Annotated in this window: 13 protein-coding genes and 1 rRNA gene; 6 read left to right on the top strand and 8 right to left on the bottom strand. The window is 68.8% G+C overall.

What is annotated here, in order from left to right; all coding sequences use genetic code 11:
• Positions 1–31: 31 nt before the first annotated feature.
• From secA to mtrA, 6 genes are all read right to left on the bottom strand, one after another.
• A complete protein-coding gene (secA, locus tag E3T61_RS11430; RefSeq protein WP_134640991.1) occupies positions 32–2,848 on the bottom strand; it encodes a preprotein translocase subunit SecA in 2,817 nt (938 codons plus the stop codon).
• Positions 2,849–2,950: 102 nt separating this feature from the next.
• On the bottom strand, positions 2,951–3,655 hold the full coding sequence (gene hpf, locus E3T61_RS11425) for a ribosome hibernation-promoting factor, HPF/YfiA family (RefSeq protein WP_134640990.1): 705 nt from the start codon (positions 3,653–3,655) through the stop codon (positions 2,951–2,953).
• Positions 3,656–3,755: 100 nt separating this feature from the next.
• The gene (locus E3T61_RS11420; RefSeq protein WP_134640989.1) at positions 3,756–4,481 is read right to left on the bottom strand and encodes a ComF family protein; all 726 of its coding nucleotides are present in this window, start codon (positions 4,479–4,481) and stop codon (positions 3,756–3,758) included.
• 92 nt (positions 4,482–4,573) lie between these two features.
• Complete coding sequence (locus tag E3T61_RS11415) at positions 4,574–6,256, bottom strand: LpqB family beta-propeller domain-containing protein (protein ID WP_134640988.1); 1,683 nt, start codon at positions 6,254–6,256, stop codon at positions 4,574–4,576.
• Positions 6,249–7,892 carry an MtrAB system histidine kinase MtrB gene (gene mtrB / locus E3T61_RS11410; protein ID WP_134640987.1) on the bottom strand — a complete coding sequence of 548 codons (1,644 nt, stop codon included), beginning with the start codon at positions 7,890–7,892 and terminating at the stop codon, positions 6,249–6,251. The genes E3T61_RS11415 and mtrB overlap by 8 nt, the downstream gene beginning before the upstream one ends.
• Positions 7,893–7,917: 25 nt before the next feature.
• Entirely contained in the window at positions 7,918–8,598 is a 681-nt protein-coding gene (gene mtrA / locus E3T61_RS11405; protein WP_134640986.1) for an MtrAB system response regulator MtrA, read from the bottom strand.
• Between the two features lie 132 nt (positions 8,599–8,730).
• On the opposite strand from mtrA, the gene E3T61_RS11400 reads away from it, so the two are divergent.
• The 5 genes from E3T61_RS11400 to E3T61_RS11380 are packed head-to-tail and all read left to right on the top strand — an operon-like array spanning position 8,731 to position 14,133.
• Entirely contained in the window at positions 8,731–9,924 is a 1,194-nt protein-coding gene (locus E3T61_RS11400) for a hypothetical protein (protein WP_134640985.1), read from the top strand.
• Positions 9,925–9,965: 41 nt separating this feature from the next.
• Positions 9,966–10,583, top strand: a complete 618-nt coding sequence (locus E3T61_RS11395) for a DUF4129 domain-containing protein (RefSeq protein WP_241992523.1) — start codon at positions 9,966–9,968, stop codon at positions 10,581–10,583.
• Between the two features lie 29 nt (positions 10,584–10,612).
• Positions 10,613–11,809, top strand: coding sequence for a DUF4350 domain-containing protein (locus E3T61_RS11390; protein WP_134640983.1), 1,197 nt, complete (start codon positions 10,613–10,615; stop codon positions 11,807–11,809).
• Positions 11,806–12,807 (top strand): AAA family ATPase, encoded by a 1,002-nt coding sequence (locus E3T61_RS11385; RefSeq protein WP_134640982.1) that lies wholly within the window; start codon positions 11,806–11,808, stop codon positions 12,805–12,807. Before E3T61_RS11390 ends, E3T61_RS11385 begins: the two co-directional genes overlap by 4 nt.
• 18 nt (positions 12,808–12,825) lie before the next feature.
• Positions 12,826–14,133: a DUF58 domain-containing protein gene (locus E3T61_RS11380; RefSeq protein WP_134640981.1), complete on the top strand. Its 1,308-nt coding sequence runs from the start codon at positions 12,826–12,828 to the stop codon at positions 14,131–14,133.
• 14 nt (positions 14,134–14,147) lie between these two features.
• Here E3T61_RS11380 and E3T61_RS11375 read toward each other — a convergent pair whose 3' ends face one another.
• On the bottom strand, positions 14,148–15,143 hold the full coding sequence (locus E3T61_RS11375; RefSeq protein WP_134640980.1) for a stage II sporulation protein M: 996 nt from the start codon (positions 15,141–15,143) through the stop codon (positions 14,148–14,150).
• Between the two features lie 17 nt (positions 15,144–15,160).
• On the opposite strand from E3T61_RS11375, the gene E3T61_RS11370 reads away from it, so the two are divergent.
• Positions 15,161–16,015 carry an RDD family protein gene (locus E3T61_RS11370; RefSeq protein ID WP_134640979.1) on the top strand — a complete coding sequence of 285 codons (855 nt, stop codon included), beginning with the start codon at positions 15,161–15,163 and terminating at the stop codon, positions 16,013–16,015.
• 430 nt (positions 16,016–16,445) lie between these two features.
• Here E3T61_RS11370 and rrf read toward each other — a convergent pair.
• Positions 16,446–16,562 (bottom strand): 5S ribosomal RNA (rrf, locus tag E3T61_RS11365).
• Positions 16,563–16,726 lie beyond the last annotated feature (164 nt).

Below are 16,726 nucleotides of genomic sequence, written 5' to 3'. Positions count from 1 at the left end.
CGGCCCGCCGGTTCGCTCTCGTGCGTGGTGTCTACTTCTTCTTGCCCTGGGTGCGACGCTCGGCGCGGTTGTTGGCCGCCGGCTTGTCGGACTCGGGGCGCTGGCCGAAGGCGCCGCGCTGCGGCGGGCCGGTCGGTGCGGCCGGTTCGGCGTCGGCGGGCGCGGCGGTGACGGCCGCACGGCGGGCACGGTCGGTTGCGGCCTGCTGGATCTGGCCACGCTGGTTGCGCACCTCGACTCCACCGGAGTCGCTCGGAGCGGTGAAGCTCAGCTTCTCCTCCGACGACTCGGCCGGCGGGGTCAGCCCCTTGGCCGCGACGATCGGCGCGTCGACGGCGCCGGCCGGCTGGGACACCTCGACCTCGAGGTTGAACAGGAAGCCGACGGTCTCTTCGCGGATCTGGCCCATCATCTGCTGGAACATGGCGAAGCCCTCACGCTGGTACTCGACCAGCGGGTCACGCTGCGCCATCGCGCGCAGGCCGATACCGTCCTTGAGGTAGTCCATCTCGTAGAGGTGCTCGCGCCAGCGACGGTCGATGACCGAGAGCACGACGCGGCGTTCCAGTTCGCGCATCGCGGGTGAGCCGAGCGATTCCTCGCGGCGGGAGTAGGCGACCTTGGCGTCGGAGATGATCTCCCGGCGCATGAAGTCGCGGTTGATCTTGCCCTTGTTGCCCGCCTCGGAGATGACCTCGTCGATGGTGAGGCCCACCGGGTAGAGCGTCTTCAGTTCGGTCCACAGCGCGTCGAAGTCCCAGTCGTCGCCGTTTCCCTCTCCGGTATGCACGTCAAGCACCTCGTCGATGACGTCTTCGAGGAACCTCTGGGTGCGTTCGTGCAGGTCGTCACCCTCGAGGATGTGGCGGCGGTCGCCGTAGATCGCCTCGCGCTGGCGGTTGAGCACGTCGTCGTACTTGAGGACGTTCTTGCGGATCTCGGCGTTGCGGCCCTCGACCTGTGACTGGGCGCTGCGGATGGCCCGGCTGACGACCTTGGACTCGATGGCCATGTCGTCGGGGACGCCCTGGCGGCCCATCAGGCTCTCGGCGGCACCGGCGTTGAACAGGCGCATCAGGTCGTCGGTGAGCGAGAGGTAGAACCGGCTCTCGCCCGGGTCGCCCTGGCGGCCACTGCGTCCGCGCAGCTGGTTGTCGATGCGGCGCGACTCGTGGCGTTCGGTGCCGAGCACGTACAGTCCGCCGGCGGCGATGACCTTGTCGGCTTCCTCCGACACCTCGGCCTTGACGGCGGCGAAGACGTCGTCCCATTCCTTCTCGTACTCGTCCGGGGTCTCCACCGGGCTCAGGCCCTTCGCGTTCATCGCGGCGACGGCGAGGAACTCGGCGTTGCCGCCGAGCATCACGTCGGTGCCACGGCCGGCCATGTTGGTGGCAACGGTGACCGAGCCCAGGCGCCCGGCCTGGGCGACGATGGCAGCCTCACGGGCGTGGTTCTTGGCGTTCAGGACCTCGTGGCGAACACCCTTCTTCGCCAGCAGTCGGGAGAGGTACTCGCTCTTCTCGACGCTGGTGGTGCCCACCAGCACCGGCTGCCCGTTGGCGTGGCGTTCGACGATGTCTTCGACGACCTGGCCGAACTTGGCCTCTTCGTTCTTGTAGATCAGGTCGGACTGGTCGATGCGCTGCATCGGCTTGTTCGTGGGGATCGCGACGACGCCGAGCTTGTAGGTGCTCATGAATTCGGCGGCTTCGGTCTCGGCGGTTCCGGTCATGCCGGAGATCTTCGAGTACAGGCGGAAGTAGTTCTGCAGGGTCACCGTGGCCAGGGTCTGGTTCTCGGCCTTGACCGCCACGCCCTCCTTGGCCTCGATCGCCTGGTGGATGCCCTCGTTGTAGCGGCGGCCCATCAGGATCCGGCCGGTGTGCTCGTCGACGATCAGCACCTCGCCGTTCATGACGACGTAGTCCTTGTCCTTCTTGAACAGGGCGTTGGCCTTGATGGCGTTGTTCAGGAACGAGATCAGCGGGGTGTTCGCGGACTCGTAGAGGTTGTCGATGCCGAGGTAGTCCTCGACCTTTTCGATGCCGGGTTCGAGCACACCGACGGTGCGCTTCTTCTCGTCGACCTCGAAGTCCTCGTCGACGACGAGGCGCTTGGCCAGGCTGGCGAACTCGGTGAACCAGCGGTTCGCCTCCCCCGACGCGGGGCCGGAGATGATCAGCGGGGTGCGGGCCTCGTCGATGAGGATCGAGTCGACCTCGTCGACGATGGCGAAGTAGTGACCGCGCTGCACCATGTCGGTGGCCTGCCACGCCATGTTGTCGCGCAGGTAGTCGAAGCCGAACTCGTTGTTCGTGCCGTAGGTGATGTCGCAGGCGTACATCTCACGACGCTGCGCGGGGGTCTGGCCGGAGACGATGCATCCGGTGGTCATGCCCAGCGCACGGAAGACCCGGCCCATCAGCTCACTTTGGTAGCTGGCCAGGTAGTCGTTCACCGTGATCACGTGCACACCGCGGCTGGTGATGGCGTTCAGGTACGCGGCGGTGGTGGCGACCAGGGTCTTGCCCTCACCGGTCTTCATCTCGGCGATGTTGCCGAGGTGCAGGGCGGCGCCGCCCATGAGCTGCACGTCGAAGTGGCGCAGACCCAGGGTGCGGGTCGAGGCCTCGCGCACCGCCGCGAACGCCTCGGGCAGCAAGTCGTCCAGCGACTCACCGCCCGAGTAGCGCTCACGCAACTGCACGGTTTCGTTCTTCAGCTCCTCATCACTGAGGGTGCTGAAGTCGTCCTCCAGCGCATTGATGGCCTTTGCATAGCTCTCGAGCCGACGCAGAATGCGCCCCTCGCCAACACGAAGAACTTTTTCCAGTATTCCGGCCACGAATGCACTCCACTAGTCGTCACGGCGTGGGTGAACACGCCTGTCGTCCGGTCGGACGCACGTAGCGCCGACCTAGCCGGCAACTATAGCAATGCTAGTTGGTCAGGAGCTGGACTCGCTGGACACCGCGGCAAGCACCCTGCCCTGCTCGGAGTTCGGATCCAGCTCGATGACGCCGTAGTCCCAGCCCTTGCGCCGGTAGACCACGCTGGGCCGGTGGGATTCGGCGTCCTGGAACAGGTAGAAATCGTGGCCGACCAGCTCCATGAAGTAGAGGGCGTCGTCCACCGTCATGGGTGCGGCGGAGAAGACCTTGCGCCGGATGACCACCGGGCTGTAGACCTCTTCGACCTCTTCGGCCGCCTCGGCCTCGTCGGATACCACCTGGATCGCCCCGGTGCGCACGCGCTCGAGGGTCTCGCCGTCGGCCGGGACGATGTCGATCACGGCGAAGCCGGTGGACGAGGCATCGTGCAGCGACGTGGGACGGTGGGCCCCGCCGCGGTGTACCTTGCGGCGGTCCTTGGCCCGGCGCACCCGCTCGAGGAGCCGGCCGAGTGCGATGTCGAAGGCTGCGTACTTGTCGCCACCTTCGGCTTCGGCCCGAACGACGGGCCCCTTGCCGATGAGCGTGAGTTCAACGCGGTCGTTACCGGCGGCGCCGCTCTTCTCGGTGTGACGACTGACCTTGATTTCCAGGGCGAGGGCCTTGTCGGCGAGGCCGGCGATCTTCTCGGCCTTCTCCGTCGCATAATCCCGGAAGCGATCAGTGATCCCCAGGTTCCGTCCAACAATGTTAGTTTCCATGACGACCTCCAGATCTGGCGAACCGCCCCTGATCCGGGCGATTGGTACGCGCCTTTGGCACCAACCGTAGTCGTGCCGGCTGGATAAGTCACAGTATTTGTCAATCAGTTTCCCGTGAACGGTAGATGTCGGGATGGCGCCGGCGAGTTTGGGCGACTGTGGCCGCCCCGACCACGTCGCCGCCGGCCTGCCGAATGGCACGCCGCGCCTCCAGAAGAGTGGCTCCGGTTGTGACGATGTCATCGACGAGCACGATCCGGCTCCCCACGAGAGACCGGGTGGCACGCAACGAGCCGTTGCGGTTGTCCAGCCGCTGTTGCCGGCCCAGCCCGACCTGGTCCGCCACGGTTCCGCAGGGCCGGAGGGCCGCTGTCGCGCGCAGGCCCGCCCGGCGCAGCAGCAGGTCGACGGGGTTGAACCCCCGCGTCCGCCAGGCCCGGCGGGAGGACGGCACCGTGACCAGCAGGATGCCTCCGCCTGCCGGCTCCGCAGGTGCGGCCGGCTGGGCGGCCCTCACGGCCGCAGCCACGGCCAGGCGAAGCGCCGCGGCGAGCGCCGGCGCGGCATCCGTTCGGCCCCCGTCCTTGTACGCGACCAACACCCGGCCCACCACGTCGGAGTAGTCCAGTGCCGACCAGACCGTGAGGTCTTCACGGAACGCGGCCGTCGGCGTGCCCGTGAGGGCGCCGGTGCAGGCGGTGCAGAGCGCCCGGTCCGCGCGGCCACAGCCGCTGCACTCGGTGGGCATGAGCACCGCCCACGCATCGAGGATGGCGGCGCGCGCGGCCGCGCGCACCGCCTGCCCCGCCGGTCGGCCCCTGATCATCCCGCCAGTGTCGCGCGCTCGCGCCATCCAGCCGGCCCGGCCGGCACTCCTGTGCGCCGGCGCCGACGGGACCGGGGTGTGGAGGAGCGGTGTCAGCCGCCGGTGCCCTGCTGGGTCGCCACGAGCGTGACGCCGTCGATGCGTTCCTGCCAGCCGATGCCGCGCTGCACCAGAAGCGAGCCGTCCACCGACAGAGCCCGCAGGTCCCGCAGCAGGTTGCTCCCCGTGATGGTGCTGATCCCCGCCGACGATTCGAGCTGAACACTGGCGCCACCGATCTCGTGGGCGGTTATGCGGGCCTCGCCGTCCGGCTGCAGGCTCAGGTACGCCACCGTCGCCTGGTCGATCCAGGTGGCGTCGACCGGGGTCCCGGTGCCTGCGGCCAACGGCACAGGGTCGCCCAGGCCGACCGGGGCGCCGTTCTCCCGCAGCACCGCGGCCACCACCAGGCGTAGTTCGCCGGCCGCGCGCAGCAGCGCGATCACCCGGGTGCCGTCCCGGGAGACTTTCAGCGCCGCGATCGCCGACGCATCCTGCCAGGGCGTCGGAACGGCCTGCGCGGTGCCCTGGGTGTTGTACACGAAGAGCTCGTTCGGCCGGTCCCCCGGCACCGACCAGACATACCCCGAGCCGTCGATGGACGGTGCGATGAGGTTCAGCCGGGGATCCAGTTGCCTGGCGTCCTCGCCCACCCTGACCCCGTAGACCCCGGAGCCGGTGAGGACCGCCGCCGCCGTCTGCGAGGGCGACAGGGTGACCGCGCTGGGGCTGAGCGCGGCGATGGACTCCGACAGTCCGGAGAGCAGGCTGATGGTCTTCCCGGTCGCGGCGAGGAAGCCGAATTCACCGTCCCGCAACACCAGGGCCCGTGCATCCACCCGGGGGTTCACCTCGGGCTCGTTGGCGCCGAGCGCGGCAATGTCCTGCGAGTTCCGGTTGATCGTGATCGTGACGGTGAGACCGCTCGGCAGACTGTTCTCCAGCTGGCTCTTCATCCGCTGCAGGGCCACCCTGTCGGCGTTCAACGCCTCGCTGTTCAGGTCCACCTTGGCGTCCCTGGCCACAACGGTGACGGCGTCGGCGGTGAGGGCGGTGCCCTCGGGGAAGGCCGATGTCACCGCGCCGGCGAGCCACTCGCTGGGTCCGCTGAGCACACCGTTGACGATCTTGGTCGGCATGGATGCACCGCGCGGGTACCAGCGCACGTCGGGCACCAGGAACTGGTAATCCGGGTCGAAGAAGTACAGCGACTGCGCGCTGAAGACGTCCTCGAACGTGGCCTGGTCGAGCACGGTGCCGTTGGGGGCCGCGCTGATCCGCCATTCGCCGTCCACCTGTGCGAATTCGTAGCGGAGCTGCACGTTCGCGGACGCGGCATCCTCGTGGTACTCGCCGATCGAGTTGACCTCGGCCACCGGCCGCACCGACACGAGCATCGCGGTCTCGTCGACGGGCGCGACAATGCGGCCGGAGCCGTCTTCCACGGTGACACCGCTGTCGGATTTCCAGGTGTCGCTGAAATCGGCCGTCAGGAATTCCCTGGCGATCTCGTAGTTGTTGTCCGGGCTCGTGGCGGCCCCGATGAACCCGGTCAGGATCTCCTCCATCGAGGCCCCGTCGCGTGGCCGGTCGGGAAGGAAGACCGGGGCCGGGTTCTCGCCGGCCACCACGTCCTGCCCGGCCTGCACGGCGCCGTCGCGCGGGATGCTCGAGCACCCGCCGAGCAGCACGGTCAGCGCGGTGACGACGGCGAGGAGCCTACCCGGGCTACGCATGGTGGTCTCTTCTCGGTTCGGCATGCTGCGACACGAACCCGGCCGACTCGGCATCCGCCGGCGGCAGGGGGTTGGGCGACACGGTCAACGTGGCGCCAATGGTGCGGGGCAGGGTCAACCGGAAGCAGGATCCAGCGCCGGGGCTGGACCAGACCTGCAGCCAGCCATGGTGCGCTGCGGCGTCTTCGAGGGAGATCGCCAAGCCGAGCCCGGTGCCGCCGATGGTGCGCTTGCGGGATGGGTCCGCACGCCAGAACCTGTCGAAAACGTGACTGATCTCGGCCTGGGTCATGCCCATCCCGTAGTCCCGCACCGACAGCGCCACCGCCGACTCGTTGCTGTCCACCGACACGACGACCGGTTTGCCCTCGCCGTGTTCGATGGCGTTTCCGATGAGGTTGTTGACGATTCGGCGCACCCGGCGGGGATCCATCTCGGCGGCCAGGTGCCCGCCTGGCGCGACCAGCCTGAGGTCGCTGCCCTTGGAGTCACCGAGCGAGCGCATACCGTCGATCACGTCCTCCGCCAGGTGGACGAGGTTGGTGGGTTCGGACTCGAGCTGCACGGAGCCGGCGTCGTACCGGCTGATCTCGAGCAGGTCGGCGAGGAGCAGCTCGAAGCGTTCCACCTGAGTGTGCAGCAGCTCCGCGGTGCGCTCGGTGGCCGGCGGGAACGTGGCCCGCTGGTCGTAGAGGAGATCACCGGCCAGTCGGATGGTGGTCAGGGGGGTGCGGAGCTCGTGGGAGACGTCGGAAACAAAACGTTGCTGCACCTCGGACAGGTCGGCGAGTTCCTTGATCTGGCTTTGCAGGCTGTCGGCCATGCCGTTGAACGACCGGGCCAGGGTTGCGATCACGTCCTCACCCTTTTCCGGGATGCGTACGCCCAGGTCGCCGGAGGCCAGCTTCTGACTGGTCTCCGCCGCGACCTGGATCGGTGAGACGACGAAGCGCACGACGATCCAGGTGACCGCGCCGATCAGCACGATCAGGGCCAACCCGGCACCGCCCAAGGTGCGCTGCACGAACAGCAGTGTCGATTCGGCATCGGCGAGGCTGTAGCCGATGTACAGCTCGTACTTGCCCGCAACGGGGACGGTGATCTGTGAGCCGACGACGATGCCGGGAATGGACGAGCCGTCGTCGGAGGCCAGCGTCACCGACTGCCAGAACTGCCCGTCGGCATCGTCCTGCACGGTTTTCCGCAGATCCGATGAAATGACGGCGGTGTTGGTCCCGAACGTGGACGAGTCCTGGGGTGCGACGGTGGACGATTCCTGCCCCGGCACCCTGAAAACCGCAACCAGCCGGCTCGACGACGCCGCGGAGATCGACGTGCGAGCGGACTCCAACAGGGTCTGCACCTGCACCCTGTCCGCGGCATCCGAGGAGTCCAGGATGCCCTGGGCGGCCGCGGTTGCCCGGTTGGAATCGACCAGCACCTGGGTCAACCGGGACTGGAACAGGTCGTTTCCCACGCTCACCGACATGTACACGCCGACCAGCCCGATGGCGGCGCCGGACGCCACCACGGTGATGGCGACGGTGCGGAACTGCAGGGAGGAGCGCCAGCTGCGCCGCAGTCGCCGGGTCAGGCGACGCCACGATCCCCACGACCGCCAGTCCACCCTGTCCATATCGAACCGCGCCGCCACCGTGTCCCTAGCCGGCCGCGCCGGCGCGGTAACCGACACCGCGCACCGTCATCACGATGCGGGGGTTGTCAGGGTCGTCCTCGACCTTGGCGCGCAAACGCTGCACGTGCACATTGACCAACCGGGTGTCGGCCTTGTAGTGATAACCCCAGACCTGTTCGAGGAGCATCTCCCGGGTGAAGACCTGCGCGGGCTTGGAGGCCAGCGCCAGCAGCAGGTCGAACTCCAGCGGGGTGAGGTTGATGCTCTGGTCGCCGCGTTTGACCTCGTGGCCGGCCGCGTCCACGATGAGGTCGCCGATCTGCAAGTTGGCAGGAGTCTCCACCGGGACCGGGCGCAGCCTCGTGCGAATCCGGGCCACCAGTTCCTTGGGGTTGAACGGCTTGACCATGTAGTCGTCCGCGCCGGACTCCAGCCCTTTGACCACATCGGTCGTGTCGGACTTCGCCGTCAGCATGATGATGGGGGTGCCGGACTCGGCCCGGATCAAGCTGCAGACCTCGATGCCGTCCAGGCCGGGCAGCATGAGATCCAGGAGGACCAGGTCGGGGACGACGCTGTGGAACGCGTCGAGCGCCTGCGCTCCATCAGCGCAGAAGTGCGGCTCGAAGCCTTCGCCCTGCAGCACGATGCCGATCATCTCAGCGAGTGCGGGGTCATCGTCGACAACCAGAATGCGTGAGTTCATTGATCCGTTTTCCGCCCGGTCACCGGCAATAACGCGCACGACACGGGCAATCTCTGGCACAAGAGTAGTCGACACGGCTCCGAGATGGCGCACAGGCCACACAGTGCAGTCCGGGTATGCCAGCATGGAGGCGTGACGGACCCTGACTGGCACCCCCCGACCAACTCCCCCGACGTGCCTCGCTACGGCGAATACGCCCAGGGAGGCACGCCCGGCGCTCCCCCGCCGGCCCCGGTCGGCGGCTACACGCCCGGCCCGCCGCCCGCCTGGACCCCGCCGCCCAAGCCCGGCCTGATCCCGCTGCGCCCGCTCGGATTCGGCACCCTGCTGGGCGCGCCCTTCCAGGTCTTGCGACGCAACCCCAAGGCCACCTTCGGCAGTGCCCTGATCGTGCAGGGCGCCACGCTCCTGATCACCCTCCTGGTCGTCGGCGTGGTGAGCTTCTTCGCCCTCAGCCGGGTCGCGTCTGCGCCGATCGACGAACAGGATGCCGTCGAGGCCGGCGCGATACTCACCATCGTGCTGTCCGCCCTCGTGCCGGTGGCCCTGGCCATCGTCGCATCCGCCCTTCTGCAGGGTGTGATTGTGCTCGAGGTCTCCCGGGCGACGCTGGGCGAGAAACTACGCCTCGGCACGCTGTGGCGCAGGGTGGGCCGCCGGGTGTGGCCGCTGGTCGGTTGGACCCTGCTGCTCAGCGGGGCGCTGCTGGTCGGCGTGCTGCTCATCGGCGGGCTGGTGTTCGTGTGTGTGCTCCTCGGCGGCGGCTGGATCGCGCTGGCCGTGATCGTCGGAGTCTTCGGCGGGCTGGGGCTCGTCGCACTCGGGGCCTGGGTCAGCACCAAGACGGCCGTCGTTCCGAGCCTGATCGTGCTGGAACGGCTGAGCATCCGGCAATCGATCCGGCGCTCGTGGTCGCTGACCGGCGGATTCTTCTGGCGCACCCTGGGCGTGTTGCTGCTCATCTCGGTGATCGTGAACGTGGTCGCGCAGGTGATCACCACCCCGCTGTCGATCCTGTTCAGTGTGGTGCTCAGCCTGATCGACCCGAACGCCGCCTTCGAGTCCTACATCCCGGCCGGCGTGCTCTACATCCTCACCCTGCTGATCGGTCTGGTCATCGGCGCCGTCACCGCGGTCGTGCAATCGGCCGCCGTCGCCCTGATCTACATCGACCTGCGGATGCGTAAGGAAGGCCTCGACCTCGAACTGCAGCGGTTCGTCGAGGCCGCCCCGGGCACCGAGGCGACCGATCCCTACCTCGCCCACACCGCGCCAGCCGCCGCCGACGCTGCAACCCGCCCCGGCCCGGGGTCGCCCTGGGCATGATCGCGGGGTGGGGGCTGGTTCGGCCGGCGATGGGAATCCCGGTGGATCCCAGCGCGCCCGACGCGCAGCAATGGCTGCGCGACGAGTTAGCCAAGGCGCCGTACCAGGCAGCCCAGCCGACCTGGTTCGACCGACTTTCCCAGGCCATCCTGGACTGGTTCTCGTCCCTCACCTTCGGCGGCGACGGCAGCAACGGCTGGATCCCGCTGATCGCCACGGTGATCGGCATCGCCCTGCTGGTCGCCGCGATCCTCGTGTTCGGGCTGCCCCGGCGAGCCCGTCGCCGCAAGAGCGCTGCCGGGTTGTTCACCACCGACGATCGCCGCACCGCAGACCAGCTCCGCACATCCGCCGCCGCCGCGGCATCTGCCGGCGACTGGACCCTCGCCAGCGAGGAAGCCTTCCGGGCCATCGCGCAGGGTCTGGCGGAGCGCACCGTCCTGCGGCCGACGCCGGGAACGACGGCGCACAGCGTCGCAGAACTCGCTGCCGCGGCGTTCCCGGATGAACGGGCCCGGCTGCGGAGCGGTGCGAACGTGTTCGAGAGCGTGCGGTACCTCGGCGGCACGGGAACCGAGCAGGGCTACACCGACCTGGTCGCCCTCGACGCCGATCTGCGGGCCGCCCGGCCCCGTGCAGTGACGCCGGTGGCCCCGTGAGCCGGGTGTCGAGCACGCCCACGATTCGCGTGGCTCTGCGGCGTTCCTCGTTCTGGGTCATCGCCGGAGTCGGCGCCCTGCTGGTCGCCGTTATCGGTTTCTTCGTCGCCGGGGCGGGGGGCAGCGCCGGTCCGCGGCTCGGGGCCGAGAACCCGGCGCCGGCCGGCGCGATGGCCGTCGTCGAGGTGCTCCGGCAGCAGGGCGTGACCGTAGTACCCGTCGACACCCTCGACGAGGCCGACGCCGCGATCGCCAAGGTGGGGACGGCCACCCTGTTCGTCTCCGACGAGTCCGGCTACCTCAGCTCGGAGCAGCTCGGCCGGCTGGGCACACTGGCCTCCCAGACCGTCATCGCGGACCCGGACTTCCTCGCCCTGCAGGCCCTGGCTCCCGAGGTCGGCTTCGGCGGAGTGTCAACGGCGGATGCCCTCACCGCCCAGTGCACGGTTGCCGCCGCCGAGCGCGCGGGGACGATCTCGCCCGGCGGTAAGACCCTCGGTCTGCCAGCCGGCACGGCCGGTTACACGGGCTGCTTCCCCGGCGACAACAACACCTACTCGGTGATCGAACGGGTCGCCGACGCGGGCACCATCACCCTGGTCGCCGACACCGCGGTGTTCGCCAACGACGAAATCGCCACCTACGGCAACGCCGCCCTGGCCCTCAATCTCCTCGGCAGCACCGACACCCTGGTCTGGTACCTGCCGACCCTGGCGGACGTGCCCGTCACCGGCCCGCCCTCCCTCGGGGCGCTCACACCGGGCTGGGTCACGCCGGTGATGCTCCTGCTGGCGGCCGTGAGCATCGCCGCCATGGTCTGGCGCGGGCGCCGGTTCGGACCGCTGGTCGCCGAGAACCTGCCCGTCGTCGTGCGGGCCAACGAAACCATGGAGGGCCGCGCCCGTCTTTACGCCAGAGGCAACGCGCGGCTGCGCGCCATTGACGCGATCCGGATCGGTGCGGTGGGCCGGATGGCGCAGGCCGCCGGATTGCCCAGGAGCGCCCCGCTCGACCAGGTGATCCGCACCGTCGCCTCGCTCACTTCCCGACCGCCGGACCAGGTGCACGCCGTGCTCGTCGGGGAGGTTCCGGGCAGCGACGCCGCCATGATGGCACTCTCCGACGCCGTCGACGAGTTGGAACGCGCCACCAGCCTCGCTGCGCGCCCGCCAGGTACCGGGCCCTCCCCCACCGCTCCCCCGTCAACCGGAAGAATGGAACCATGACCAGTCACGCCTCGACATCCGCCGAGATCAGCCCAGCCGACGGCTCGACCGACAGCCTGCGCCGGGCCCTCGCCCAGGTGCGCACCGAGGTGGGCAAGGCCGTCGTCGGGCAGGACGGCGCCGTCACCGGGTTGATCATCGCCCTCCTTTCCCGCGGCCATGTGCTCCTGGAGGGTGTCCCCGGGGTGGCCAAGACCCTGCTGGTGCGGTCCCTGAGCCACGCCCTGAGCCTGGACACCAAGCGGGTGCAGTTCACCCCGGACCTGATGCCTGGCGACGTGACCGGGTCGCTCATCTACGACGCGAAGGCCGGGGAGTTCGAGTTCCGCAACGGGCCCGTCTTCACCAACATCCTGCTCGCTGACGAGATCAACCGCACCCCACCCAAGACCCAGTCCGCCCTGCTGGAGGCCATGGAAGAGCGCCAGGTCAGCGTGGACGGGCTGTCCCTGCCGCTGCCGGAGCCGTTCATCGTGGCCGCAACAATGAACCCCATCGAATACGAGGGCACCTACACTCTGCCCGAGGCTCAGCTGGACCGGTTCCTGCTGAAGCTTGTGCTCGACATTCCCGAGCGCGACGTCGAGCTCGAGGTGCTGCGCCGGCACGCGACCGGTTTCAGTCCGCGCGACCTCACCGCGGCCGGGGTCACCCCGGTGCTCGGCGCCGCCGAACTCGCCGCCGCCCAGGCATCCGTCGCTGCCGTCGGTGCGAGCCCCGACGTCTTGGCGTACATCGTCGACCTGGCCAGGGCCACCCGGCACAGCCCGTCGGCCAAGCTGGGCGTGAGTCCCCGGGGCACCACCGCCCTGCTCGCCGCGGCCAAGGCCTGGGCCTGGCTCAGCGGCTACGAGTCGATCACACCCGACCACGTGCAGGCCATGGTGCTGCCGGTCTGGCGGCACCGCATCCAGTTGCGCCCGGAGGCCGAGCTCGAAGGGATCACCGTCGACACGATCCTGCACGGTGTGCTGCAGCAGGTCCAGGTTCCGATCTAATCCGATGACTCGCACCCGATGACACTGACCGGACGATTCGTCCTCCTCGTCGCCCTCGGCGTCGTGCCCATTGTGCTGCTCGGCGGGACCACCGCCACCGCTGTGGCCGTACTGGCTGCCTGGTTGCTGCTCGCCCTGACGCTCGGGAGCATCGACCTGGCCCTCGCCGCGTCACCGCGGCGGCTGAGCATGGAGCGTGTGCTGCCGGCCAGGGTGCGGCTGGGTGAAGCTGTGACCAGCGAGCTCTATGTCAGCAACGAGGGTTCCCGCCGGCTGCGCGGCGTGGTGCGGGATGCGTGGCAGCCGTCGGCCGGCGCGGGCAACAACCGCACCGCGGTGCTCCTGCCCCCGGGGGAACGACGCCTGGTCGAGCTGACGCTCATACCCACCCGGCGCGGCGAACGCACCGCGTCCCATGTGACTGTGCGCTCGATGGGCCCGCTGGGCCTGTGGGCCAGGCAGGCCACACTCACCGCACCCGCACGCATCCGGGTGCTGCCGCCGTTCCACTCCCGCAAGCACCTGCCGAGCCGGATCAGCCGGCTCAAGGAGCTTGACGGCAGAACAAGCGTGCTGGTGCGCGGCCAGGGCACCGAGTTCGACTCCCTGCGCGAGTACGTGCGCGGCGACGATGTCCGGTCCATCGACTGGCGTGCCACGGCCCGCCGCAACGACGTCGTGGTGCGCACCTGGCGACCCGAACGCGACCGCCGCATCGTCATCGTCATCGACACCGGCCGCACCTCTGCCGCCCGCGTCGCCGACGAGCCGCGGCTGGACACCGCGTTCGAGGCCGCGTTGCTCCTGGCCGCATTGGCCTCCAGGGCCGGCGACCGGGTTGACTTCCTGGCCTGGGACCGCCGGGTGCGGGCGAGGGTGCAGGGCGCGTCGGGAGCGGAACTGCTCAGCCGCATGGTGGACGGCATGGCGCTGATCGAGCCGGAGCTCATCGAGATGGACTGGACGGCGTTGCCCGGGCAGATCCGCGCGATCACCGGCCAGCACGCCCTGGTGGTCCTGCTCACCCCGATGGATGCGCCCGGGGCGTCGACCGGGCTGCTGTCGGTACTGGGCCAGCTGACCGCCAGGCACACGGTGCTGGTGGCGTCGGTGACGGACCCGACGGTCGTCGGGCTGACCCGCAAGCGCAGCACCCGCGAAGACGTGTACCGGGCCGCGTCGGCGGAACGCACCCTGTTGGACCAGACGAGGGTGGCGGCCGCGGTGCGCCAACTCGGCGCCGACGTGGTCACCGGCGCCCCGGACGAGCTGCCACCGGCGTTGGCCGATCGGTACATCGCGCTCAAGGCGGCGGGTCGGCTCTAGCCGGACCGCCAGGCTCAGCCGGCGAAGACCCGGGCGCTGCCGGCTTCGAACTCGGCCAGGTCGCCGGTCTCGCCCGCGCGCACGGCTCGTCCGCCAAGCACCAGCATGTAGGCGAGGAAAGCGAGCAGGGCCGCGGCGCCGATGCCGATCTTCACCGGCCACGGCCAGGGCGCCGGGGTCACGAACCCCTCGAGGATGCCGGAGACCAGCAGCACGAACACCAACCCGATCGCCACCGTGAACAAGGCCCTGGCATCCTCGGCCAACGCCTGGCCGCGGGTCCGGGCGCCCGGCGCGATCCAGGCCCAGAAGATCCGGAGTCCGGCCGCCGCCGCCACGAAGATCGCCGTCAGCTCGAGGAGACCGTGCGGGGCGATGTAGAGGAAGAAGGTGTCGCCCTGGTCGTACGCGAACATCACGGCCGCGGTGACGCCGAGGTTCTGGGCGTTCTGCAGCACGATGTAGGGCACGTAGACGCCCAGGATGCCGAAGGCAACGCACTGTGCCGCGATCCAGGCGTTGTTGGTCCACACCCGCCCGGCGAAGGAGGCTGCCGGATTCTCGGAGTAATACGACACGAAGCCCTGGTTCGCGAGCTGCTCGAGCTCGGCGGGGGACCCGAAATTGGCCAGCACGTCGGGATTGTTCGTGGCCCAGATCGCGTACAACGACGCGACGACGACGGTGACCACGGCCACCGCCAGGGTCAACCAGCGCAGCCGGTACAGCGCGGCCGGCAGCTGGATGAGGAAGAACCGCGGTATCTGGGCGAGCACATTCGTGCCCGCTCCGGTGAAGCGCAGCCTGGCGCGAGACAGGAGCACCGAGAGCCGGTCACCCTGCATCGTCGACCCGGCCGCGGTCTTGATGACAGACAACTGGGTGGCCCCGGCCTGATAGGCCTGGATCAGTTCATCTGACTGGGCTCCGCTGAGCTGCCGCCGGTGGCCGAGTTCGGCCAGGCGGTCCCATTCGGCGCGGTGCGCCGCTGAATACGCGTCAAGATCCATCTGCTTCAATAGTAGACATGGCGGAGCCTTGGAAAGCAGCCGATCACGGCGAAGATTCCCTGATCGAGCGCGAACTGGTGACCGGCGAGGCCGTTGCCCTGGATGTGCGGCCGGCCAGCGTGATCCTGCGCGGCGCCGGGACGATGATCGACTGGGTCGCGTATATCGGCTTTTTCCTCCTGATGGCCCTCCTGGTTTCAGTGCTGTTCGGCGACGGCATCGACGAGGCCCTCGCCCAGGCGCTGGCCATTTCCGGCCTGGTTTTCTCGCTGCTGATCGTGCCGATGCTGGTCGAGACCCTGTCGCACGGACGCTCGTTGGGACGCTGGGCAGTCGGCGCACGCATCGTCCGCGACGACGGCGGGGCCACGGGGCTGCGGCATTCCTTCATCCGCGCTCTGATGGGCGTGATCGAGATCTTCCTCACCTTCGGCGGCCTCGCGGTCACGTGTGCGCTGCTCAACTCGCGCTCCAAACGGCTCGGCGACCTCCTGGCCGGCACCTACAGCCAGCATGAGCGTGTTCCCAGGTTCACCGAGCCCAGCTTCGTGCTGCCTGGCGTCCTGGCGTCCTGGGCCGAGACCGTGGACGTCGCCCGCCTGCCCGACCGGCTGTCCCGACGGGTGGCGCAGTTCCTCAGGCAGGCGCACCAACTCTCCCCGGACACCCGGGTACGGCTGGCGGAGAGCCTCGCCGCCGAGGTGGCACCGTTCGTGTCCCCGCTGCCGGCGGTGCCGCCGGAGTACCTGCTCATCGGCGTCGCAGAGGTGCGGCGCAACCGGGAGTACACCGGTCACCTCCTCGAGCGCGGACGCCTCGACAAGCTGGCCCCCGTCCTCACGGGCCACCCCCATGACTTCCCCGACCGCTGACCCGCCCCGCTCCCCCGCCGTCTCGCGAACCGTGAGTTGAGCACCTGACCACGCGTTTTTCGGTGCTCTTCTCACAGTTCGCGAATGGATGCAGGGCGCCCAAGCTACGCGGCTCCGTGGTGTGCCGGTCCGGAGACATGGTCTGCGGGTCGTTCCCGTCGCGGTGGTCGAGCTCGTCGAGGCCTAGCCACGGGAGCGCGGCGTCACGCCGGCGGCATGCGTCCGCGACGTCGTCTGGCGGGGTCTCGACACGCTCGACCAGCGGGAAGGGTGAGTCCCGGAGGTCGTCTCGCGGGGTCTCGACAAGCTCGACCAGCGTGGTGGGTGGTCTCGCGAACNTCCCACGCCCTTGGTGGCCGGCGGCGGGGGTGGGGGGGGGGTTAAACGCAGAAAAGCCACCCCGGTGGGGTGGCTTCTCTGTTTAAGTTAAGTCCGGCGGTGTCCTACTCTCCCACAGGGTCCCCCCTGCAGTACCATCGGCGCAAAGAGTCTTAGCTTCCGGGTTCGGAATGTGACCGGGCGTTTCCCTCTTGCTATAGCCGCCGAAACACCTGGTGATGGTGAATCGAATCTATATTTTTAGTTATAGAACACTCCCATGAGGAGTGTGTTTGTTCTCGACCGTACATCGAGAACCACATAGTGGACGCATAGCAGCTTATTCAAACTGAGTGTTATCAAATTATCGGCTTATTAGTACCGGTCAGCTCC

It is taken from the genome of Cryobacterium lactosi, from assembly GCF_004403945.1.
Taxonomy (GTDB): Bacteria; Actinomycetota; Actinomycetes; order Actinomycetales; family Microbacteriaceae; genus Cryobacterium; species Cryobacterium lactosi.
This window is presented reverse-complemented; position numbering and strand designations above follow the sequence as displayed.